The sequence below is a fragment of the Paraburkholderia sp. DHOC27 genome (genome assembly GCF_003429005.1).
Taxonomy (GTDB): Bacteria; Pseudomonadota; Gammaproteobacteria; order Burkholderiales; family Burkholderiaceae; genus Paraburkholderia.
Window position 1 is genome coordinate 589,254 of sequence record NZ_QVQV01000006.1, and the last position, 21,313, is coordinate 610,566.

General features: G+C 64.4%; 17 protein-coding genes and 1 pseudogene. 7 read left to right on the forward strand and 11 right to left on the reverse strand.

The window, feature by feature from the left end; translation table 11 throughout:
• Window positions 1–229: 229 nt before the first annotated feature.
• From D0B32_RS21315 to D0B32_RS21325, 3 genes are all read right to left on the reverse strand, one after another.
• The gene (locus D0B32_RS21315) at window positions 230–1,450 is read right to left on the reverse strand and encodes a benzoate/H(+) symporter BenE family transporter (RefSeq protein WP_117336248.1); all 1,221 of its coding nucleotides are present in this window, start codon (window positions 1,448–1,450) and stop codon (window positions 230–232) included.
• Window positions 1,451–1,560: 110 nt separating this feature from the next.
• Entirely contained in the window at window positions 1,561–2,736 is a 1,176-nt protein-coding gene (locus tag D0B32_RS21320) for a VWA domain-containing protein (protein WP_117336249.1), read from the reverse strand.
• A gap of 80 nt (window positions 2,737–2,816) precedes the next feature.
• On the reverse strand, window positions 2,817–3,659 hold the full coding sequence (locus tag D0B32_RS21325; RefSeq protein ID WP_117336250.1) for a MoxR family ATPase: 843 nt from the start codon (window positions 3,657–3,659) through the stop codon (window positions 2,817–2,819).
• A gap of 454 nt (window positions 3,660–4,113) precedes the next feature.
• On the opposite strand from D0B32_RS21325, the gene D0B32_RS21330 reads away from it, so the two are divergent.
• Together D0B32_RS21330 and D0B32_RS21335 are read left to right on the forward strand one after the other, a co-directional pair.
• Window positions 4,114–4,482 (forward strand): cytochrome c, encoded by a 369-nt coding sequence (locus tag D0B32_RS21330; RefSeq protein ID WP_117336251.1) that lies wholly within the window; start codon window positions 4,114–4,116, stop codon window positions 4,480–4,482.
• A gap of 59 nt (window positions 4,483–4,541) precedes the next feature.
• Window positions 4,542–4,925 carry a cytochrome c gene (locus tag D0B32_RS21335; RefSeq protein WP_117336252.1) on the forward strand — a complete coding sequence of 128 codons (384 nt, stop codon included), beginning with the start codon at window positions 4,542–4,544 and terminating at the stop codon, window positions 4,923–4,925.
• Between the two features lie 143 nt (window positions 4,926–5,068).
• Here the strand turns inward: D0B32_RS21335 and D0B32_RS21340 are convergent, their stop codons facing one another.
• From D0B32_RS21340 to rsxB, 3 genes are all read right to left on the reverse strand, one after another.
• The gene (locus D0B32_RS21340) at window positions 5,069–5,503 is read right to left on the reverse strand and encodes a DUF1841 family protein (protein ID WP_117336253.1); all 435 of its coding nucleotides are present in this window, start codon (window positions 5,501–5,503) and stop codon (window positions 5,069–5,071) included.
• Between the two features lie 242 nt (window positions 5,504–5,745).
• A complete protein-coding gene (gene nth, locus D0B32_RS21345; protein WP_117336254.1) occupies window positions 5,746–6,390 on the reverse strand; it encodes an endonuclease III in 645 nt (214 codons plus the stop codon).
• 9 nt (window positions 6,391–6,399) lie between these two features.
• A complete protein-coding gene (gene rsxB, locus D0B32_RS21350; protein ID WP_117336255.1) occupies window positions 6,400–7,281 on the reverse strand; it encodes an electron transport complex subunit RsxB in 882 nt (293 codons plus the stop codon).
• A 330-nt stretch (window positions 7,282–7,611) separates the two neighbouring features.
• On the opposite strand from rsxB, the gene D0B32_RS21355 reads away from it, so the two are divergent.
• Window positions 7,612–8,244 carry a TetR/AcrR family transcriptional regulator gene (locus tag D0B32_RS21355; RefSeq protein ID WP_117336256.1) on the forward strand — a complete coding sequence of 211 codons (633 nt, stop codon included), beginning with the start codon at window positions 7,612–7,614 and terminating at the stop codon, window positions 8,242–8,244.
• A 282-nt stretch (window positions 8,245–8,526) separates the two neighbouring features.
• On the opposite strand, the gene D0B32_RS21365 is transcribed toward D0B32_RS21355, so the two are convergent.
• Together D0B32_RS21365 and D0B32_RS21370 are read right to left on the reverse strand one after the other, a co-directional pair.
• Window positions 8,527–9,807, reverse strand: a complete 1,281-nt coding sequence (locus D0B32_RS21365) for a polyhydroxyalkanoate depolymerase (RefSeq protein ID WP_117336258.1) — start codon at window positions 9,805–9,807, stop codon at window positions 8,527–8,529.
• A 335-nt stretch (window positions 9,808–10,142) separates the two neighbouring features.
• On the reverse strand, window positions 10,143–12,005 hold the full coding sequence (locus tag D0B32_RS21370) for a glycoside hydrolase family 15 protein (protein WP_117336259.1): 1,863 nt from the start codon (window positions 12,003–12,005) through the stop codon (window positions 10,143–10,145).
• Between the two features lie 270 nt (window positions 12,006–12,275).
• Between D0B32_RS21370 and D0B32_RS21375 the strand changes: the two genes are divergently transcribed.
• Complete coding sequence (locus tag D0B32_RS21375; RefSeq protein ID WP_117336260.1) at window positions 12,276–12,521, forward strand: hypothetical protein; 246 nt, start codon at window positions 12,276–12,278, stop codon at window positions 12,519–12,521.
• A 136-nt stretch (window positions 12,522–12,657) separates the two neighbouring features.
• Here the strand turns inward: D0B32_RS21375 and D0B32_RS21380 are convergent, their stop codons facing one another.
• Window positions 12,658–12,810, reverse strand: coding sequence for a DUF3096 domain-containing protein (locus tag D0B32_RS21380; protein ID WP_117336261.1), 153 nt, complete (start codon window positions 12,808–12,810; stop codon window positions 12,658–12,660).
• 318 nt (window positions 12,811–13,128) lie between these two features.
• Here D0B32_RS21380 and D0B32_RS21385 point away from each other — a divergent pair, with 318 nt between their 5' ends.
• Window positions 13,129–14,286 carry a lactonase family protein gene (locus tag D0B32_RS21385; RefSeq protein ID WP_259295080.1) on the forward strand — a complete coding sequence of 386 codons (1,158 nt, stop codon included), beginning with the start codon at window positions 13,129–13,131 and terminating at the stop codon, window positions 14,284–14,286.
• A gap of 228 nt (window positions 14,287–14,514) precedes the next feature.
• Here the strand turns inward: D0B32_RS21385 and D0B32_RS33205 are convergent.
• Window positions 14,515–16,053, reverse strand: a pseudogene (locus D0B32_RS33205) (DNA translocase FtsK); the annotation flags it as partial.
• 2,793 nt (window positions 16,054–18,846) lie between these two features.
• Complete coding sequence (locus tag D0B32_RS21395; protein WP_117336264.1) at window positions 18,847–19,431, reverse strand: META domain-containing protein; 585 nt, start codon at window positions 19,429–19,431, stop codon at window positions 18,847–18,849.
• Between the two features lie 282 nt (window positions 19,432–19,713).
• Between D0B32_RS21395 and purT the strand changes: the two genes are divergently transcribed.
• Both purT and D0B32_RS21405 read left to right on the forward strand, forming a co-directional pair.
• Window positions 19,714–20,934: a formate-dependent phosphoribosylglycinamide formyltransferase gene (gene purT, locus D0B32_RS21400; protein ID WP_117336265.1), complete on the forward strand. Its 1,221-nt coding sequence runs from the start codon at window positions 19,714–19,716 to the stop codon at window positions 20,932–20,934.
• A 125-nt stretch (window positions 20,935–21,059) separates the two neighbouring features.
• Complete coding sequence (locus tag D0B32_RS21405; protein WP_117336266.1) at window positions 21,060–21,272, forward strand: DUF6726 family protein; 213 nt, start codon at window positions 21,060–21,062, stop codon at window positions 21,270–21,272.
• Window positions 21,273–21,313 lie beyond the last annotated feature (41 nt).

A 21,313-nucleotide genomic window follows, 5' to 3' on the forward strand; every position in this document is an offset into this window, starting at 1 on the left:
CAGTAGTCCAGACGTTGGAGAGAACCGCCGCTGACCGACCGGCGGAGGGGCTCCGGTCGGCGCGGCGGCAGCATTTCACGCTGCGGCATTGTTCTCGTGATGCCGGACAATGCCGCCCGATACTTCTATTCTATGGCGGATCGGATGAGGCGGCGCTTCAGACGTACACTCTGACACATCCGTTGGGCGGTGCGTTCATCCTGGTTCAATTCCACTCCGCCGCCAGCCTTCAGGCGCGCCGCGCATTCAGCACGAGCTGGGTCAGCACGCCCGCTACCAGCCCCCAGAATGCCGAACCGATCGAGAGCAGCGTGAGGCCCGACGCCGTCACCATGAAGGTGACCAGCGCGGCTTCGCGTTGCCGCAGGTCCTGCATGGCGTTGGCCAGTCCGCTCATGATCGAGCCGAACAGCGCGAGTGCCGCCACCGACACCACCAGCGCCTTCGGCAACGACGCGAACAGCGCAGCGATGGTCGCGCCGAACACCCCGGCAATCAGGTAAAACACGCCGCACCAGAGCGCGGCGGTGTAGCGCTTCGCGTGATTCTCGTGGGCTTCTGGCCCGGTACAGATGGCCGCCGTGATGGCCGCAAGATTGATGCCGTGCGAGCCGAACGGCGCGAGCAGCAGCGAAGCAATCCCGGTGGTGGCGATGAGCGGGGCGGACGGTGTGGTGTAACCGTCGGCGCGCAGCACGGCGATGCCGGGCACGTTCTGCGACGCCATTGCGACGACGAACAGCGGAATGCCGATGCTGACAATGGCCGCAACCGAGAAGGCCGGCATGGTCAGCACGGGCTGGGCGAGGGCGACGTGAAAGCGGCTGAAATCGAGCAGGCCGAGCCCGCCGGCCACGGCCGTGCCGACTACCAGCGTCGTGACGATGGCGTAACGGGGCGCGAGGCGCTTGACGATCAGGTAGGTGAAGAACATGGCCAGCACCAGCGCGGTCTGGAACTGCGCGGCGCGGAAAATCTCGATGCCGATCTCGAACAGGATGCCGGCCAGCAGTGCTGAAGCGATCCCGGCGGGAATCTTTTTCATCAGCGTATCGAACCAGCCGGTCAGACCGACCACGGTAAGCAGCAGTGCGCAGACGATGAACGCGCCGATCGCCTCCGGATACGCCACGTGTGGCAGCGACGACACCAGCAGCGCGGCCCCCGGCGTGGACCAGGCAATCACGATGGGCGCGCGAAAGCGCAGCGACAGGCCGATCGTACACAACGCCATGCCAATGGAGAGCGCCCAGATCCACGAGGAAATCTGCGCGTCCGACAGATGCGCGGCCTGACCCGCCTGAAACATCAGCACGAGCGAGCTGGTGTAGCCCGTCATCATGGCCACGAAGCCCGCTACGACCGCCGATACCGAGGTGTCGGCAAACGGCCTCAGCGGTGTGCGCGGCGCGGTAGAAGGGGCCAGCTCAGGGGACGACGACGGAGGCATGCGGAGGTCTCGAAAGTGCGTTGTGGGGTAATTGCTGAAGCGCTAAGCGTGGTACGAAGCAGGACGCTGCGTGGTACGAAACAGCACACGGTGTCCCGAGCGGGCAAAACTCATTTGCTCAGCGTGCGCATGGCCGTTTCGAGCCCCGCGAGGGTGAGAGGATACATCCTGTGCCCGAGCACTTCACGAATCACCGACACCGATTGGCGGTATTCCCACAAACCCTCCGGCTCGGGATTGAGCCACGCGTGGCGCGGGAAATGATCCGCGAGCCGGCGCAGCCACACCGCGCCCGCCTCGTCGTTGTTGTACTCCACCGAGCCGCCCGCCTGCAGCACCTCGTACGGGCTCATGGTGGCGTCGCCGACGAAGATCAGCTTGTAGTCGGGCGTGAACTTGTGCAGCACGTCCCACGTCGGCATGCGTTCCGCGTGACGGCGGCGGTTGTTCTTCCACAGGAAGTCGTACACGCAGTTGTGGAAGTAGTAGAACTCGAGGTGCTTGAACTCGGCCTTGGCGGCGGAGAACAGTTCTTCGGTGCGCTTGATGTGGTCGTCCATCGAGCCGCCCACGTCGAGCAGCATCAGCACTTTCACGTTGTTGTGGCGCTCGGGCACCATCTTCAGATCGAGCCAGCCGGCATTTGCGGCCGTGCTGCGGATCGTGTCGGGCAGATCCAGTTCTTCGGCAGCGCCTTCGCGCGCGAAGCGGCGCAACCGCCGCAATGCCACCTTGATGTTGCGGGTGCCGATTTCCACCTGATCGTCATAGTCGCGGTACGCGCGGGCGTCCCAGACCTTGACGGCCGAGCGGTTGCCTGCCGCATCGCCGCCAATGCGGATGCCTTCCGGGTTATAGCCGCCGTTGCCGAACGGCGAGGTGCCACCCGTGCCGATCCATTTGTTGCCGCCTTCGTGACGCTCCTGCTGTTCGTCGAAGAGTTCCTTGAGACGCTCCATCAGCTTGTCGAGGCCGCCCATCGCTTCGATCTGCGCCTTTTCTTCCGGCGAGAGATCGCGCTGCAGCTTCTTCTTCAGCCAGTCGAGCGGCACGTCGAAGGCCAGTTCGGACTTCAGCGCCACGCCGTTGAAATACGCGCCGAACGCCTGATCGAACTTGTCGAAGAACTGCTCGTCCTTGACGAGCGTGAGCCGCGCGAGATAGTAGAACTCGTCGAGCGACGGCGGGATCACGCCGGCCTTCAGCGCTTCGAGCAGCGTCAGATATTCCTTCACCGACACGGGCAGCTTCGCGGCGCGCAAGGTGTAGAAGAAGTCGATCAGCATGCGGGGTCCTCTGTTTCAGCGCACGGCGGCCGGGCTTGCGGCCGGCTGCGCTGGCCGCGGCAACGGCGAAATCAACGGCATTACCGGTTATTGCGGTTCATGAAGATCAGCCGTTCGAACAGCCCGACGTCCTGCTCGTTTTTCAGCAGCGCGCCGTGCAGCGGCGGAATGATCTGCTTGTGATCCGACGAGCGCAGCGCCTCGGGCGGAATGTCTTCGGCGAGCAGCAGCTTGAGCCAGTCCAGCAATTCGGAGGTGGACGGCTTCTTCTTCAGGCCGGACACGTTGCGCAACTCGAAGAAGCTTGCCATTGCCGCCGCAAGCAGCTCTTTCTTGATGCCGGGATAGTGCACCTCGACGATCTGCTGCATCGTCACCGGGTCGGGGAACTTGATGTAGTGGAAAAAGCAGCGGCGCAGGAACGCGTCCGGCAGTTCCTTCTCGTTGTTCGACGTGATGATGACGAGCGGGCGATGCTTCGCGCGAATCAGTTCATGCGTCTCGTAGACGTAGAACTCCATGCGGTCGAGTTCGCGCAGCAGATCGTTGGGGAATTCGATGTCCGCCTTGTCGATCTCGTCGATCAGCAGCACCGTCTGCTGGTCCGCTTCGAACGCCTGCCACAGCACGCCCTTGACGATGTAATTGGCGATGTCCTTGACGCGCTCGTCGCCCAGTTGCGAATCGCGCAGGCGCGAGACTGCGTCGTATTCGTACAGGCCTTGCTGGGCCTTGGTGGTGGACTTGATATGCCACTGCAGGAGTGGCATGCCGAGGGCGGCGGCCACTTCCTCGGCGAGCATGGTCTTGCCGGTGCCGGGCTCACCCTTGATGAGCAGCGGTCGCTGCAACGTCATGGCGGCGTTCACCGCGAGCTTGAGATCGTCGGTGGCGACGTATTGCGAGGAGCCTTCGAAACGCATGGCGAGACGCTCGTTCGGGGAAAATTCCAGTATAAGTCAGAAGCCCTGTTGGCCTGAAAGGCGCTGACGTATCGTGTCACCCGCACTGGCCGGTGCGTTGCCCGGTGGGCGGGCAGGGTGCCAAAGCCAGTGGCGGCCGAGACTGTGCGGGTTTTCCCGCTGGTCGTGCGCGGGGCCGGGCTGCACGGTGTTGGACAGCGCCGGCCGGTCCCGCGCGGGCGGCGTGTCCGCCAACGTGCACGGGCGTGGCCGAGGCGTTACAGTGGTCCTCGCGGCACCGTGCCAGGCCATGCAGGCGCCCGCCAGACGTGGGCCGGCGCTTGGTGGACGCCCGCTGTAGCGTCGCGGTACAATTAGCCCGATTTTTTTGGCCTGCGTGGCAACCCTAGAAGAAAGAATGGTGCAGGCCGTTGCCTTTCGGGCGCCCGTTTCCCCTCAAGCCAGGTTACATGCTATGAATAAATTCGTCGGCAAACACGTCGTGATCGCAGCGCTGTCGGTGCTGGCGGGATACGCGGCCAGTGTGCAGGCAGCGGATGTCGTAGGCAATGCGAAGGCAGGACAAGGCAAGGTCTCGATGTGTATTGGCTGCCACGGCATTCCTGACTACCGCACGGCGTACCCTGAGGTGTACCGGGTGCCTATCCTCGGTGGCCAGAATCGGCAATACCTCGAAAACGCCCTGCATGGCTACCAGAAGGGCGATCGCCATTTCGCCACCATGCACGCCATTACGGCATCCATGTCGGATCAGGACATTGCCGACATCGCCGCGTACTATTCGGAGCAGAACCCCTCTTCGAAGAATAATCCCGACAAGTGATGGGCTGCGGTCAATCAACCAGTCACTCGGCTCATCAATTTCGCGGGATAGGAGAATTCATGAAGAAGCCCCAACAGGCACTCCACACGGTGTTCAAGACGGCATGCGCAGCAGCGGCGTTGCTCGGTTTGGCCGCAGCGAACGTGGCGCACGCCGCCGACGCCGGCAACGGCAAGGTTCTGGTCGAGGCGCACAACTGCGCCGCCTGCCACGGCCCGGGCCTGAACAAGCCGGTGAGCCCGGAATATCCGCGGCTGGCCGGACAGCACGGCGACTACATCTACTGGGCGCTGCGTCAGTATCAGATGGGCAACGGCAACCCGCACTTCGGCCGCAACAACGCGATCATGCAGGCGCAGGTGCAAACGCTGTCGCAAAGCGACATGAAAGACATCGCGGCCTACATCGAATCGCTCAACGGCGATCTGGTCGAGAAGAAGTAAGCGCAGCGTATCTGCTGGCTGTACGTGACAAGGCAAAAAAACACCCCGCTCTGGCGGGGTGTTTTGCGTTTACCGGCGCTCGTTTTGCGTGACCGCGGAGAGATTGGCGAGAACCTCCGCACGCGAGGCGCGGGCGGCGGACCTCAGTCGCGTGACGCGCGGCGCTCGATGCGCTGCAGGTATGCGTCGGTGTCGGGCGGCGTGCCGGTGCGTTGGGCTTCCCAGATGGTCTCGCCGAGGCATTCCATGATGGCGTGCTGCGCCTCGTGCGTGGAGCCGAGGCGCGCGGCCAGCCGCTCGTGCGCCGCGCGGATGCCGGGCGGCTGGTCAATGGAGAGTTGCTCGCTGATGGCCAGATGCATCGACAGGTGCAGGAACGGGTTGGTCTGGCCACGCTCGGGTGAGTAGTCCTGCGCGTTGGCCGCTTCGGCGTCGGTGAGTTCGGCGTGGTATTCGGGGTGCTCGACGATCCAGTCGGCCGCGATGGCTTCGAGTGGCGTGAGGATCGTCCCTGCGCGCTGCTTGCGCCAGGTCTCGGTGAAAAAGCTTCGAACTTCGTCGCGGCTGGGATTGAACATCGTGAGCGGGAATACGGTGGTGAGGGAGAGTGCAGGCGGGACGCACTTGCGTCCGCGCGACGGCAAAACATGATTTTACGCCGCGCACGGATGTGACGCTGATGAGCGGCCAGGGTTCAGACGCGCGAGCCGAAGCCGAGGGCGCAGTGAAGATCAAAGCCAGGCCCGGCACCGAACTCAAGCTCACGACCAGGACGGCAACCTCCAGGACCTCACCCCAAGCTCGAACTAATGACCGCGCTTCACAGATCCGGCGGCGGTGTCTTTGGCTTGAACTCGCACAGCGGTTCGATCGCGCAATGCCAGCATTCCGGCCGGCGCGCCTTGCACACGTAGCGGCCATGCAGGATCAGCCAGTGATGCGCATGCTGCACGAACTCGGCTGGCGTGAACTTCTCCAGCGCGGCTTCCACAGCGCGGACGTCCTTGCCCGGCGCCAGCCCGGTTCGATTCGCAACCCGAAAGATATGCGTGTCCACGGCAATGGTGGGCTCGCCGAATGCGATGTTGAGCACCACGTTGGCGGTCTTGCGTCCCACGCCGGGCAAACTCTCGAGCGCCTCGCGATTCGCCGGTACTTCGCCGCCATACTGGTCGAGCAGCAGCCGGGAAGTCGCCACGACGTTTTTCGCCTTGGTCCGGTAGAGCCCGATCGTCTTGATGTAGCCGGTCACGCCTTCCTCGCCGAGTTCGACGATCTGCTGCGGCGTATTGGCGACCGGAAACATCTTGCGCATGGCCTTGTTGACCGACACGTCCGTGGCTTGCGCGGACAGCATCACGGCAATCAGCAGTTCGAACGGCGTGCTGTACTCGAGTTCGGTCTTCGGTTCGGGGTCGATACTTTGGAGCGTCTCGAAGATAGCGCGGCGTTTGTTCGCGTTCATACAGGGCGGTCAGGATTTGGACGGAGACTCGTCGCCGGATGAGCCTGGCGCGAGGGGGGCGGCTGACGGCGCTTGCGACGCATCCTCGCCTTCGATGCCAAGCCGCCGGCGACGCGCTTCGGCGGCGTCGATCTGCGCCTGCACGTCGGCGCTGACATGTTCGACGTTTTGCGGACCCGCGCCCTTCGCGGCCATCTCTTCTTTCTTCTTGCGCGCCCGTTCGAGCGCCGCCTGAATGATGGCACGCTTCTTCGCTTCGGCGTCGTCAACGGACGATGCCGGAGACCCTTGTGCTGCGCTGTCAGCCGTACTGGCGCTCGGCGCGTGCGGGTTCGCGCTGCCCACGGCGCGGCGTGCTGCGGCGCGGGCTTCGGCCGCCTCGCGCTCGCGCGTGAGACGTGCTGCGCGGCGATCATGGCGCACGCGGGCGGCGTCGGCCTGCTCCTGCGTCCACGCATCCCAGCCGGTGGCTTCGCCTGTGACCGGTTCCATCGCGATGCAGTCGACCGGGCAGGGCGGCACGCACAGGTCGCAGCCCGTGCACAGTGCGGCGATCACGGTATGCATCTGCTTGGGTGCGCCGATGATCGCGTCCACCGGACACGCCTGCATGCACAGCGTGCAGCCGATGCACAAGTTCTCGTCGATCACGGCCAGTGGACGTGGCCGTTCAGGACCATTCGCTGGATTGAGCGGGATGACCGGTTTGCCGAGCAGGGTGGCGAGCCGCGCCACACCCTCGGCGCCGCCAGGCGGGCATTGATTGTAGTTCGCTGTGCCAAGTGCTACGGCTTCGGCGTACGGACGGCATGCGGGATATCCGCATTTCGTGCATTGGGTCTGGGGCAACAGATCTTCGATGCGGTCTGCGAGTGCGATGGAATCGATCACGGTAACAACGGTGAGGCTTGCCGAGGGACGCCGAAACGGTTGCTCAGGTCAACCTAAGGATGGCCAAAGCGGCGGCTAAAGACTACCCGAGGCGTTCAACGACAGGCGTAAAGCGAGGCTGAATGGCCGGCTCGCTCAGGGGTAGGAGAAATGCGACATTATCGCCGATTTCCCCGATTGCCATTGTCAAACCATGTGCCATAATCGAAGCGCTTTTCCGAAAGACCGCAGAAGGGTATCCCCCAACCAGCCCGGTCACTGCTGTCGGTTCAAGGCCCGAGGAGAGGCCGGCGGCACGATCCGGTTAACGCGGCTTACGATACTGCCACCATGAATCAGCCGAAAATCAAAAGAGATCCTGAAGGCACCCGGCGCCGTATTCTGCTCGCGGCAGCTGAGGAATTTGCAAATGGTGGGTTGTTCGGCGCGCGCGTCGATCAGATCGCCCGCCGTGCGGAAACCAATGAACGAATGCTCTACTACTACTTCGGTAGCAAGGAGCAGCTTTTCACCGCCGTACTGGAGCACGCATTCAGCGCGCTCACTGAAGCTGAACGCACGCTCGACCTGGCGGGTATCGCTCCGGTCGAGGCCGTCACGCGGCTGGCGCATTTCGTGTGGGACTACTATCGCGATCACCCCGAACTGCTGCGTCTCGTCAACAACGAGAACCTGCACGAGGCGCGCTATATGCAGAAGTCCACCCGCATCCGGGAAATGATTTCGCCCATCGTTGCCACGCTGGCGAGCATTCTCGAACGCGGTCAGCGGGCGGGGTTGTTTCGTACCAATGTCGACCCGCTGCGTTTTTACGTGACGCTCTCCGGCATGGGGTATTACATCGTGTCGAACCGCTTCACGCTGGAAGCGACGATGGGCCGCGATTTCAGCGCGCCCGCGGAGCGTAGCGAACTGGTGCAGATGAACACGGAGTTGTTGCTGGCGTACCTGTTGAGGCGCTAGACGGGGCCAGGCGTTATGGAGCGTCGTGCAGCGGTGGCGACGTTAGATAACATCGCGGCACGCTTCTCATTGGGCGAGCGAAGTTTCGCTGTGCCACTCAATTTTGCGCCCGGCTTGCACCTGACGTGTGGTGCCTGAAAATTCGAAGTGCGATCCAAACAAAAACGGCCCCTGAAATTCAGGGGCCGTTTTCTTTTCGTCGCTCACCAACCTGGAAACGAGTTCGAAACCGTCGCGGTCCAGTGAGTCAAGCCGCAGGTTGCGCAAGTTGCACGAGCCGCATCATGCTTCGACTTTTTCCGCCGGGGCTTTGGTGCTCTTGTTGTTGTGCGCGAGGATGAAGTCGCGCAGCTGCGGATAAATGATGGTGCGCCAGCGCCGGCCCGAGAAGATGCCGTAGTGGCCGCACTTTTCAGCGGTGAAATGCTGCTTGTCCCTGGCAGGGATGCCGCTGCACAGATCATGCGCGGCACGCGTCTGACCGTCACCGGAGATATCGTCCAGTTCGCCTTCAATCGTGAAGAGGGCCGTGGTCTTGATGTCCTGCGGCCGCACGCGCTCGCCCGACACGTCCCACGTGCCTTCGGCCAGACGGAATTCCTGGAAGACCACACGGATGGTGTCGAGGTAATAGTCGGCGTCCATGTCGAGCACGGCGTTGTACTCGTCGTAGAAGCGGCGGTGCGCTTCGGCGTCGTCTTCGTCGCCGGCCAGCAGGCTCTGGTAGTAGTCCCAGTGCGAAGCGGCGTGACGCTCCGGATTCATGGCCACGAAACCCGTGTGTTGCAGGAAGCCCGGATAGACCTTGCGGCCCACGCCCGGATAGTTCGGCGGCACCGTGTGGATCACGTTGTTGTCGAACCATTCGAACGAATGCTGCGTGGCAAGCGAATTCACCGAAGTCGGGCTCTTACGCGCGTCGATCGGGCCGCCCATCATCGTCATCGTGCGCGGCGTGTCCTCGCCGCGGCTCGCCAGCAGCGAAATGGCGGCAAGCACCGGCACGGTGGGCTGGCAAACGGAAATGACGTGCAGGTTCTTCGCGCCGATATGGCGGATGAACTCCTGAATGTAAGCAACGTAATCGTCGAGGCGGAACTGGCCGTCTTCAAGCGGCACCATGCGTGCGTCGAGCCAGTCGGTGATGTACACCTTGTGGTCCTGCAGCAGGGTGCGCACGGTATCGCGCAGCAGCGTGGCGTGGTGGCCGGACAACGGCGCGCACACCAGCACCACCGGTTCGTCTTTCAGTTGACTGACAGCGCCGCTGTCATCAGCGAAACGCTTGAAGCGCAAGAGACGGCAAAACGGCTTCTCGATGATCGTTTGTTCGATGATCGGAATGTTGTGGCCGTCCTTGACGATCTGATGGATGTTGAATTCGGGCTTTTCGTAGTCTTTGCCGAGCCGGTAGAGCAACTCGTAACCGGCGGAAAGACGGGTGGCGCCCGGAACATAGGCAAATGGGCTGGCCGGATTCGCGAAAGACTTCGACGCGGCCTGAGCCCAGGCGGTCAGCGGGCTCAACAATGCCCGCTGGAATTCGTGTATTTGATAGAGCATGGGTGCTCCATTGTTGGGGCGGTTCGCATGGGGCTTCGCAAACACGCAGGTGGCGTAGCGGCGGGCCGTAGTGGTTGTGGACGCTGGTTATCGGCCAACAGTTGCGGTTGATAATATAGAACAACGCTACATTGTGCAACGCAGCAATGGAAGGTCGGGCATTTGCTAAAACGTCATTAGATCATGGTATAGCCGATGTTGCTGCACTGCTATACGGGGTTCCCGCAGGGTCAAGTTTTTCGCTCTTCCTGCCGATACGCCCCAGCCTTCATCGCCTGCCATGATCCCGACGTGATCAGTACCAGCTCCACCAGCAGCACGTTCCGCGCCCGGCGTTAAACCGCCGGCTGCGCGGACGCCGCGCCCTCCTCGCTCTCGCCGTCGTGCGGCGGTTGTCCGGTCGCTTTGGCCATCTCCTGCTCGTGCTTCATCAGATTGAGCCCCGTGTGCACCAGTGCCACGTGCGAAAACGCCTGCGGGAAGTTGCCAACCAGGCGCTTCGCGGCCGGATCGTATTCTTCGGCGAGCAGGCCGACGTCGTTGGCGAGTCCGAGCAGACGTTCGAACATTTCCTCGGCTTCGGCCACGCGGCCCTGCATGGCGAGGTTATCCACCATCCAGAAGCTGCAAGCGAGGAAAGTGCCTTCGCCAGGTGGCAGGCCGTCGTCGAATTCGGTGGTGCGGTAGCGCATCACGAAGCCGTCGCGCATCAGATACTTTTCCGTCGCCGCGACCGTGCCGATCACGCGCGGATCGCTGGGCGGCAGAAAGCCGACCTGCGGCAACAGCAGCACGCTGGCGTCGAGTTCATCGCCGCCGTACACCTGCGTGAAGGCGTTGAGCTTGCTGTTCCAGCTACGCTCGCAGACCTCGGCGTGAATCTGGTCGCGGATCGCGCGCCAATGTTCGATCGGGCCGGGCAGGTCGAACAATTCGGCTGATTTGACCGCGCGGTCGAAGGCCACCCACGCCATCACCTTCGAGAACGTGAAGTGCTGACGGCCGCCGCGCGTTTCCCAGATGCCTTCGTCGGGCTGCTGCCAGATCGTCTCCAGATGTTCGAGCATTTCGCACTGCACGTTCCAGGCAGTCTCGTCGTTTTGCAGACCGCCCACCCGCGCCAGATGCAGCGCGTTCATCACTTCGCCGTAGACGTCCAGTTGCAGCTGGCCGGCCGCATTGTTGCCGATGCGCACGGGCGCCGCACCCTGGTAGCCCGGCAGCCAGTCGATCTCGGACTCGGGCAGACGCCGCTCGCCCGCGATGCCGTACATGATCTGCAACTGCTCCGGCGAGCCCGCCATCACGCGAGCCAGCCAGCTACGCCATGCACGGGCTTCGTCGAAGTAGCCGCCGCGCATCATGGCGAGCAGGGTGATGGTGGCGTCGCGCAGCCAGCAGTAGCGGTAGTCCCAGTTACGCGTGCCGCCGAGCTGTTCCGGCAACGAGGTGGTGGGCGCGGCCACGATGCCGCCGGTCGGCTCGTAGGCGAGCGCCTTCAACGTGATCAGCGAGCGGCGGATCGGCTCCGCGTACTTGCCCTCGACCGTGCTGCGCGCCGCCCATTCGCGCCAGTGATTCTCCGTGCGGGCGAGCGCCGTGTGCGGGTCGCGCGCCGGCGGGATACGCAGATGCGATGGTGAGTAAGCGAGCGAGAACGGCACGCGCTCGCCAGCGGTGACGGTGAACTCGGCGACGCTGTGCATGTTTTCGCCGCGCACTTCGACGGGCGTGCGCAGAATCGCCGTGTCCGGTCCGACGATCGCCTTGATGCCGCTGTCGTGCTTCAGGCGGCTCACCCACGGAATCGAGAAGCCGTAATCGAAGCGCAGCACCAGTTCCATCTTCATGCGTACCGTGCCACGGCGGCCCACCACGATCCGGACCAGTTCCGACCAGCCATTGCCCGGCGGCATGAAATCAATGACGGTCACCGCGCCATCGGCGGTTTCGATATCGGTTTCGAGAATCAGGGTTTCGCCGCGATAGCGACGTTTGATCACCGGCGGCTTCTCGGCGTCGTCCAGATTGGGGGCGATCAGCCAGCGGCCGTGCTGTTCGGTGCCGAGCAGGGCGGCGAAGCAGGCGCCCGAATCGAAACGCGGCCAGCAGAGCCAGTCAACGGAACCATCACGGGAGATCAGCGCGGCCGTGTGGCCGTCGCCGACGAGGGCGTAGTCTTCAATGAGTGCGGGCATAGGGCTAATTCAGGGCTAGATTCAGGGACCAGGTTCAGGTAAGCGTCATAAGCAGCATGTAAGGAATGCGCCCGTCGCGTGGCGGGCCGCTGTTATTACCGGACTCGCTGCATGCGTTTTGGTTCACCGCGTGTCTTGGGCGTTCCGGCTTGGCAACCCGGCAAGCTGCTGCGTAAAATCAGATCTTTGGTTGATGAGCGAAGGCCTGTCCAGGGCTGCACCGTGACGGGCCATCCGCGTATGCGAAGACTGTTTTCGAGGAGGAAGGCCATGCTGAACCCGTCGAAATCCGATTGCATCACCATACTCTCCGCCGCCAGCAAACTGGCCGGCGATTCCCTGCTACCGCTGGACGCGCGCAGCCTCGGTCTGTCGCGCAACTGCCTGAACGCCACCGCGGCGTTCCTGATCGAGCGGGCCTGCTTCAAGCAATATCACAAGGGCGACGGTCATTATGCCGTCGGCGGCCTGTCGCTGCAGGGGCGCCTGCGCCTCGAGCAACTGGCTAACGGCTAGCCGGCTAACGACTCTAATGACTCGCTGAGCTTGCGGGGCGTAAGCCTGCGTTTTCACCATGCCGCGTTGCGCGCTTGCCCAGCAGAGCGCTGGGCCAGGCGGCAAGCGGTCGTTCGTCGAGCGGCAATGCGCCTGCTCAGAAATGCGATGCGCTCACACCGAAGATGCCGATCACGCCGATGATGATCAGATAGAGCGCAACGATGTAATTCAGGAGGCGCGGCATCACGAGGATGAGGATGCCGGCGATCAGCGATACCACCGGGCCCAGGCTGAGGGTGATGTTCATGGAAGCTCCGAGTCTGACTACGGGTTGGGTTGCGGTGTGAAGACCGATGTTTTGCTTCTATCTTCTATACTTGCGCCGATAACGAAAATACAGACAACGACGCCCGGCAGCGCGCGGCAGACCAGTGACAGCCAATCCGAACAACCGAATGTCCAGGAGATCCCCATGCCTTGTCGTGACCGAGTTGCTCCGCACGCCGCGTTCTTCGCGTTCCCACGTTCCGATTCAGGCCGACCCGGCGGCGCGGCCACGCGTGCTTCGTCTGCTCCTCGTCAGTCATTCCAGTCTGCCCGCACGATAATAAGAGGTTTCCTGCTGATGGTCTCGCTTGCGACCACACATGCGTTCGCCCAGGATGCCGGACCGGCCCCCGCCGATGGCGTCTACGACATGCTCGTCGGCACCTACACGGGCGGCAAGAGCGAAGGCATCTACGTCTATCACTTCGACACGAAGACCGGCGAGGCGACCCGCGTGTCGGCCGCGCAGACGGTCAATCCGTCGTACCTCGTGGTCAGCAGCGACCGGCGTCATGTGTATGCGGTCAATGAACTGCCCGGCGACAACGGTCCCGCCTCGCAGCGCGGCGGCATCAGCGCGTTCGGCTTCGATCCGGTCAGCGGCCAGTTGACGTTCCTCAACAAGGTCTCGGCTGAAGGCAACGACCCGTGTTATCTGAAGATTTCGCCGGACGGCAAGTATCTGCTGACGGCCAACTATTCGGTGGCCGCCGACCCGGGCGGCAGCTTCGCCGTGTTCCCGCTGCAACCGGACGGCCAGGTCGGCACGGCGGTGCTGACGGTGCATCACGAGGGCGGTGGTCCGGTGAAGGGACGGCAGGATAACTCGCACGTCCACTCCACGGTGTTCTCGCCGGACGGCCAGTACCTGTTCGCGCAGGACCTCGGTGCGGACAAGCTGTATTCGTATCGTTACACGCCCGACGGCAGCCGCGGACTGTTCGGCCCGACCGAGTGGCGCTATACGGACGTCAAGGCCGGCAGCGGACCGCGCCATCTGGTGTTTGGCCCGGACGGCAAATACGCGTATCTGACGAGTGAACTGGCCGCCACGGTCAGCACGTTCCGTTACGACGACGGCAAGCTCACGCTGGTCCAGGTGTCACCGCTCAGCGCGCCGCACTTCAAGGGGCAGGTGGGGGCGGCGGCGATCCATCTGTCGCCGGATGGCCACTTCCTGTATGCCACCAATCGCGGCGATGCCAACGAAATCGTGATCTTCTCGGTGGATCAGTCGAACGGCCATCTGAAGCTGATCGGCCGGCAGTCGAGCCTCGGCAAGTCGCCGCGTGAGTTCGCCATTGATCCGACCGGCAACTGGCTGATCGTCGGCAATCAGAATAGCGACACCATGTACGTGTTCAAGCGCGATCAGCAGACCGGCTTGCTGGACGCCAACCCGAAGCGGATCGACATTGGTTCGCCAGTGGATTTCAAGCTGGTCTCGCCGTCGTGATGTCCTGAGCGGCATCGGGTAGCGCGCAGCGCAGTGGATGGATTTTGCACGTTGTTGCTCGGTGGACCGCGTTTAGTGCACGCAAAAAAGCCCCGCAGGCATCGCTGTCTGCGGGGCTTTTTGCTGGCCGGGTTTGATGCGGCCTCATTGCGGCTCGTTGCGGCCGCATTGCGGGCTCAAGGCCTCAATGCGGTTTCAAGCAAACACCGCGCTTGCGATACTCGCCGCTCATTCCGCCGGACCAGGCGCCAGCACTTCGCGGCTGCCGTTGATACCCATCGCCGACACCAGTCCGGCCGTCTCCATCTGTTCCACGAGGCGCGCAGCGCGGTTGTAGCCAATGCGCAATTGCCGCTGCACCGATGAGATCGACGCGCGCCGGGTCCGCACCACGAAGGCGACCGCCTCGTCGTAGAGCGGGTCGGCTTCGGCATCGGGCGTGTCGCCGAACAGGTCCTGCGTGGCGCCTTCGGTCGTGGGACCGTCGAGGATGCCTTCCTCGTATTGCGGCTCACCGAACTGCTTCAGATACTCGACGATCCGATGTACCTCCTCGTCGGCCACGAACGCGCCGTGCACGCGCTGCGGATAACCGGTGCCAGGCGGCAGGAACAGCATGTCGCCCTGGCCGAGCAGCGATTCGGCGCCCATCTGATCGAGAATCGTGCGCGAGTCGATCTTGGACGACACCTGGAAGGCGACGCGGGTCGGGATGTTGGCCTTGATGAGCCCCGTGATGACATCGACCGAAGGCCGTTGGGTCGCAAGAATCAGGTGGATGCCCGCGGCGCGCGCTTTCTGCGCGAGGCGCGCAATCAGCTCTTCGATCTTCTTGCCGGCCACCATCATCAGATCGGCAAGCTCGTCGATCACGACGACGATCAACGGCAGCGTGGCGAGCGGCTCGGGCGCTTCCGGCGTCAACGAAAACGGGTTGCCGAGTTTCTTGCCGGCCGCTTCCGCGTCGCGGATTTTCTGGTTGAAGCCCGCCAGATTGCGCACGCCCACCGCCGACATCAGCCGGTAGCGCTTCTCCATTTCGCCGACACACCAGTTGAGCGCGTTGGCCGCCAGCTTCATGTCCGTGACCACCGGCGCGAGCAGATGCGGAATGCCTTCGTAGACCGACAGTTCCAGCATCTTCGGATCGATCATGATGAGGCGCACGTCTTCCGGCGTGGCCTTGTACAGCAGCGACACGATCATGGCGTTGATCGCCACCGACTTGCCCGAGCCGGTCGTACCCGCTACCAGCATGTGCGGCGCCTTGGCCAGATCGGCGACGACCGGATGGCCGGTGATGTCCTTGCCCATTGCGAGCGTCAGCATGGAGTGCGAGTGCTGGTAGACATTCGCTTCGAGGATCTCAGAGAGACGAATGGTCTGCCGCTTCGCGTTGGGCAGTTCGAGACCCATGCAGGTCTTGCCGGGGATAGTCTCGACGACGCGAATCGAGGTCAGGCCCAGGCCGCGCGACAGGTCCTTCATCAGGCCGACGATCTGGCTGCCGCGCACGCCGAGCGCAGGCTCGACTTCGAAGCGCGTGATGACCGGCCCCGCGGACGCGCCGACCACCGTCACCGGCACCTTGAATTCCTGCAAACGCTGTTCGATCAACTGGCCGGTTTCTGCGAGACGTTCCTCGGAGACCGGCTCGACATCGGTGTCGGCGCGGGCGAGCAGATCGAGCGTGGGCAGTTCGACCATTGAAGCCGCTGGCGCATGGAATTCGAATACGGTCGGTGCATGGCCACGCACGGGAGGGCGGGGCGCGACGGGTTCGTTGGCCGGCTCGTGACGGGTGATCGGAAACGGCGCGGTGAGGCCGGATGCGATGGGGCCGGTGCTGTTGCTGATCGGGTTGCTGTCGTCGATGCTAGAGGCGTCGGGTGCGTCGTATTCGTCGACTGCGATGGGGTCGTCCTCGACCGCGTCGAACGGCGCGGGCGCGAGTTCATTGCTCGCGGATGCGGCGTCGGAGACCTCGGAACCGGCGCGGGCGATGCCATGTGCGCCGAAGCCGGGAAAGCGCACCACGTTCGAGACCACAGCGGCGGGCGGTAGCGCGGGCTCGCTGGATGTGGGCGCGGCGTGTGCTGGCGCGACGGGGGTGGTGCGGGCGGACTCGTCGGTGTGCTGAGGTTGTTCTGCCTGGCTACTTTTCGCGGGAAGGTCAACCGGTGCGTCGGGTTCGCTGCGTACAGCGTGATCGACATGGCTGGCCGCTTCGGAGTAATCGCCGTGGTCGGTACGTGCAGCATCGGTATTGCGTTCGGTCTGGCTGGGGTGAGCGAGATCGCCAACGTCCCCGGTATGGTCGACGCGTCCAACGTGCTCGACGGGGCTCGGCTCTGCGGCTGGCTCTAGATGTTCGGCGGCGCTGGGAACACTGGCGTGCTCAGCTTCCGTCACTGCCGACGACGTATGGTCGGATGTGCTGACGATTGCCGAGAAGGGCAGGGGAGCGTCATTTGCAGACGCAGCGGCGGGAGCGGGCGAAGCCTCCGCAGGCGAGGCTGGGACGTTGGTTGCGTCTGGTTGCGTTGCATCCGCTGCGGCGGGCTGCGCAGAGAGCGATGCGTCAGAAGGCGCAGATTCAGCAGGTGCAGCAGGTGCAGCGGTTGCAGCGGTTACGGCAGACGTAGCAAGCGCAGCCGCCTTACCAGGCGCCACAGACGCAGATGCCGCAGGCGTGCCCGATGCAACACCCGCAGCAAGCGCATCAGCCGAAGCGGTGCCAACCGCATCCATGTTCGCGGTCGGTTCGCCCGTGCCGCGAGTGCCGTCTGCGTCGGTCAGCTTGTGCTCCACCCCTTGCGATGCGGGACCAGCCGCCTCGGTCGTAAACCGCACCACCTCGGCGCCACCGCGTCGAGCGAGGCTCGCGCCGGCGATGGTTGTCCAGCGGGCCGCATTTTCTTCGATGCTGCGCAACGTCTCCTGCACGCTCGCCGGCGGCGTGACGGCTTGCGTGTTCGCTGACGGTCGCGAGAAGGTCGGGGCACGCGTGCCGGTCCGCGTGACCGGAGACCGGTTCAGGTTGGACTGCGCGTTCTGCCCAGACGTGCCCTGGACACCGGGTGCCGTGCCTGGCGTCGTCGCACCGGCAGGCCCGTTGAAGCCGGACCGTTGCACGGGACCTCGCGTGCCGGAAGCGGGCGTCGAAGCGCCGGCGCGTGCCGTGCCTGGCGCAGCAGTGGAGGCCCCGAGAGTCGAAGCAGAATGCGTTGCCGAAGGGGATCCGGAAGGCGTCGCAGAGGACGCACCCGGCTGCCCCCCGCTCGCCGCCGCATCACGACGAACGTGTGAAGGCTCAACCGCTCCGCCATGCAGCGCTTGAGTTGCGGCGAGCGACTTCGGTGCCGCTGCCGCTGCGCTGAGACCGGCAGCGGTCACTGCCGCGCCGAACGGACTGGGCTGAGCAACCGGACGCGCCGCGCCGCGCGAGTCGGAAGAAGTAGAGGCTGCAGTGGGCTGTGCGGTTGCCGAAGCTTGCGCTGCAACGCCTGTCTGCTCACGTGTGGTCTTAGGCGCGACCCCCGCGGATTCACGCAACCAGCCCTCCGGTGCGACCGGCTCGGCCGGCATCCACGGAGCGGGGCGCTCGACCGCGCCGCCCGCAGCTTGTCCACGCGCCGCGCTCTGGTGAACCGCTGCACCGGCACGCGTGCGGGCCGTGCTTTCTCCTGCATTCGCCGCGCCACGGGAAGATGCGTCCCTCGCTTGCCAGCCTGCGCCAGCGGAGGTGGCAGGCGCGCCACGGCGCGCGTCGGCGGCGAACGTGTCTGTCGCACCACCCGCACCACCCGCACCACCCGCACCACCGATCCCCGCAGCCATGCCACCCGCCGTGGACGCGCCCCGCTTCGAAGCAGGCGGCCGCCATACCGTTGGCCGTGCGTAACGGCCCTGGCTTCTCGGTGTCATCGGATTGGCGGGCGTAGAGCCGTAGGCCGGCAACCCGGTATCGGGACTGCTGCGCCGGCGTGCGTCCTCGTCACGTTTGGCCAGCCCGCGTGACAGCCCGAGCCCGAACGCGCTATCCGTCCAGGCGGCGACGCTGCTCCAGCGGAAGTCGATCAACCACGGCAGGCTCAGCACCAGCAGCGCCAGCATCACGAGCGGTGTGGCGATGTGCCCGAGCAGTTTGCCAAAGCCGCCGGCCAGCGCGTGGCCGAGCCCATCGACGCCAACCATATTGAGCAGCGATGCCTCCAGCGTGCAGCTTGCCACGAGCACACAGACGAAGCCGAGCCACAAGCGGATCGTGCCGGGACCGCGCAAGCCGACGCCGCCAGGCAGCACGGCCTTGACGAGGCGCCAGAAGAGGGGAATGAACCAGACGGCCGACCCGCCGAACCAGCCGAAAACTACCGTGTGCATGCTAGACATCAACGAATGACGGATCCGCAAAAGCGCAATCCGTCGAGTTTAACCGGGGATGCGTAACGTCTCGAAGACAAGTGACGAAGACACGTGACGAACCCAGCGGACCAGGCCGGCGGACCATACAGGGAACCAGGACAGCGGCAAACCCGCGTGAGCGCGACCGGCATGCGCTCACTTGCCCTGACGCGCGAAGGTCAGCGTGTCGCCGTTTTCGAGGATCAACTGCAACTCCTGCGGCGGGCGCATCTGTACACCCGTGCGGTTGATATGAGCGAGCGCATCGAGATACGGACCTTCGAGCTCGCCGCCGGGCGTCGCACAGGCCATGCGCGTGCCGGCAAGCGGGCCGAAGCTCAGCTTGCCTTCGGTCAGCGCGTACGTGCCCATGAAACGGTTGCAGCCCGAAAAGCCGTTGACGCGGCGCTGGCCGCTGGCGGTGGACAGCACCAGGGTGAGCGGTGCGCCGCTATCCGCAGCGGGCACGGCGCGCATGCTGCCGTCCGCCTGCTTCCAGGTGCTCAGGGTCCAGCTCGTGTCGTCCAGCAACTGGGTGGCCGCCGGGTTGAACGGATCGGGCGGCGGGGCCTTGGCATCCGGGTGAGTGGGCATCGAACAGGCCGTGAACAGCGCGGCCACGCTCAGCGCGGCGAGCGCATGGCCGCAGACGCGGCGGGCTGCGCGCGGTGACCTGACAAGCGACGCATGAAGCGGCGCAACGAGACGCGCAATGCTTCGCGCGGGAGACGTTGTGAACATGGCGTCGGTCCTATTGAAACTTGCAAAGGCGTAAGGGTAACGCAGCCGGGTTGCCGTGCGCGAGTGATCGTCGTCGACGGGTCCGGCGCAACGGTTATGCGCGTGTGTCACGGCGGTGACGCGAGCCGCGCTGGTGGCGGCTCTACGCCCCGCCGCGGACGCAGCAACACGGGCATCACAGACAGATGACGCGTGCGGTAAGCATGGGTTGGGCATGGGTTGGGCATGTTAACATCGCTGATCTACCCATTCCATCCCATCCGACATTTTTCTGGAGACCCCATGCAGATCGGCCAACGGATCGGCACCCCGCTTTCCCCCTCGGCCACGCGCGTGATGCTGCTCGGCGCGGGCGAGCTCGGCAAGGAAGTGATCATCGCGCTGCAGCGGCTGGGCGTCGAAGTGATCGCGGTCGACCGTTATCCGAATGCGCCGGGGCATCAGGTCGCGCACCGCGCGCACGTCATCGACATGACCGACCGTGACGCGCTGCGGACGCTGGTCGAACAGGAACGTCCGCACCTGATCGTGCCGGAGATCGAAGCGATCGCCACCGACGCGCTCGCCGCCATCGAAGCCGATGGCCTCGCCGAAGTGATCCCCACGGCGCGCGCCACGCAACTGACGATGAATCGCGAAGGCATCCGCCGCCTCGCTGCCGAAGAACTCGGCCTCGCCACCTCGCCGTACGCATTCGCAGACTCGCTCGACGAACTCAAGGCCGGCATCGCCAAGGTCGGTTATCCGTGCGTGGTCAAGCCGGTGATGTCGTCCTCGGGCAAGGGCCAATCGGTCTTGCGCAGCGACGCCGACGTGGAACCGGCCTGGCAATACGCGATGGCGGGCGGCCGCGTGAATCACGGCCGCGTGATCGTCGAAGGGTTCATCGACTTCGAATACGAAATCACCCAGCTCACCGTGCGCGCCATTGATCCCGCCAGCGGCGAGACCCGCACGTACTTCTGCGATCCGATCGGCCACGTGCAGGTGGCGGGCGATTACGTCGAATCGTGGCAGCCGCAGCCCATGAGCCCGATCGCGCTCGAACGCTCGCGCGAAATCGCCCACGCGGTGACGACCGCGCTCGGCGGCCGCGGCCTCTTCGGCGTGGAACTCTTCGTGCGCGGCGATGACGTATGGTTTTCGGAAGTGAGCCCGCGTCCGCACGACACCGGTCTCGTTACGCTGTGTACGCAGCGCCTCTCCGAATTCGAACTGCACGCGCGCGCCATTCTCGGCTTGCCGGTGGATACGTCGCTGCGCGCGCCGGGGGCGTCGGCGGTGATTTATGGCGGTCTCGACGAAGCCGGTATCGCCTTCGAAGGTGTGGCCGCTGCGCTGGCGGTGCCGACTGCCGATCTGCGGCTGTTCGGCAAGCCCGAGAGTTTCGTGAAGCGGCGCATGGGCGTGGCGCTCGCCACCGGCGCGACCACCGACGAAGCCCGGGCGCGCGCCAAGCAAGCGGCCGCCGCCGTGCGCCCGGTGTCAGGGCAGTCGTCCTGAGCGGCGCGTATCAGCGCTGCTTTGCTGTTGTCGTACCCCGCGTTGCCTGTCTGAGACAGCCTCAAACAATCTCTGACAGGCACGCGGCTCGTTCAAGCCATGTAGGACAGGCAGGAGAAGTTCGCATGAGGTCAGACACCCGCAGTAACGCGCGGCTGCGCAAATTGAGCCGCCTTGGGGCGCTTGGCGTGCTGGTGACGCTGTGCGCCGGGCTGGCGGGTTGCGGGCTCGCCGCCGCGCCCTGCCGGGTGGCTTCGGCAGGGCTCAAGATCGTGCCGGTGGTCGGCCATGTCGCCGCCGCGCCGACCGATGCCTGTGCCGATGTAATCGATCCTTGATGCCGACGGCTTGACCATCGTGACGTCACGCCAACACGTAA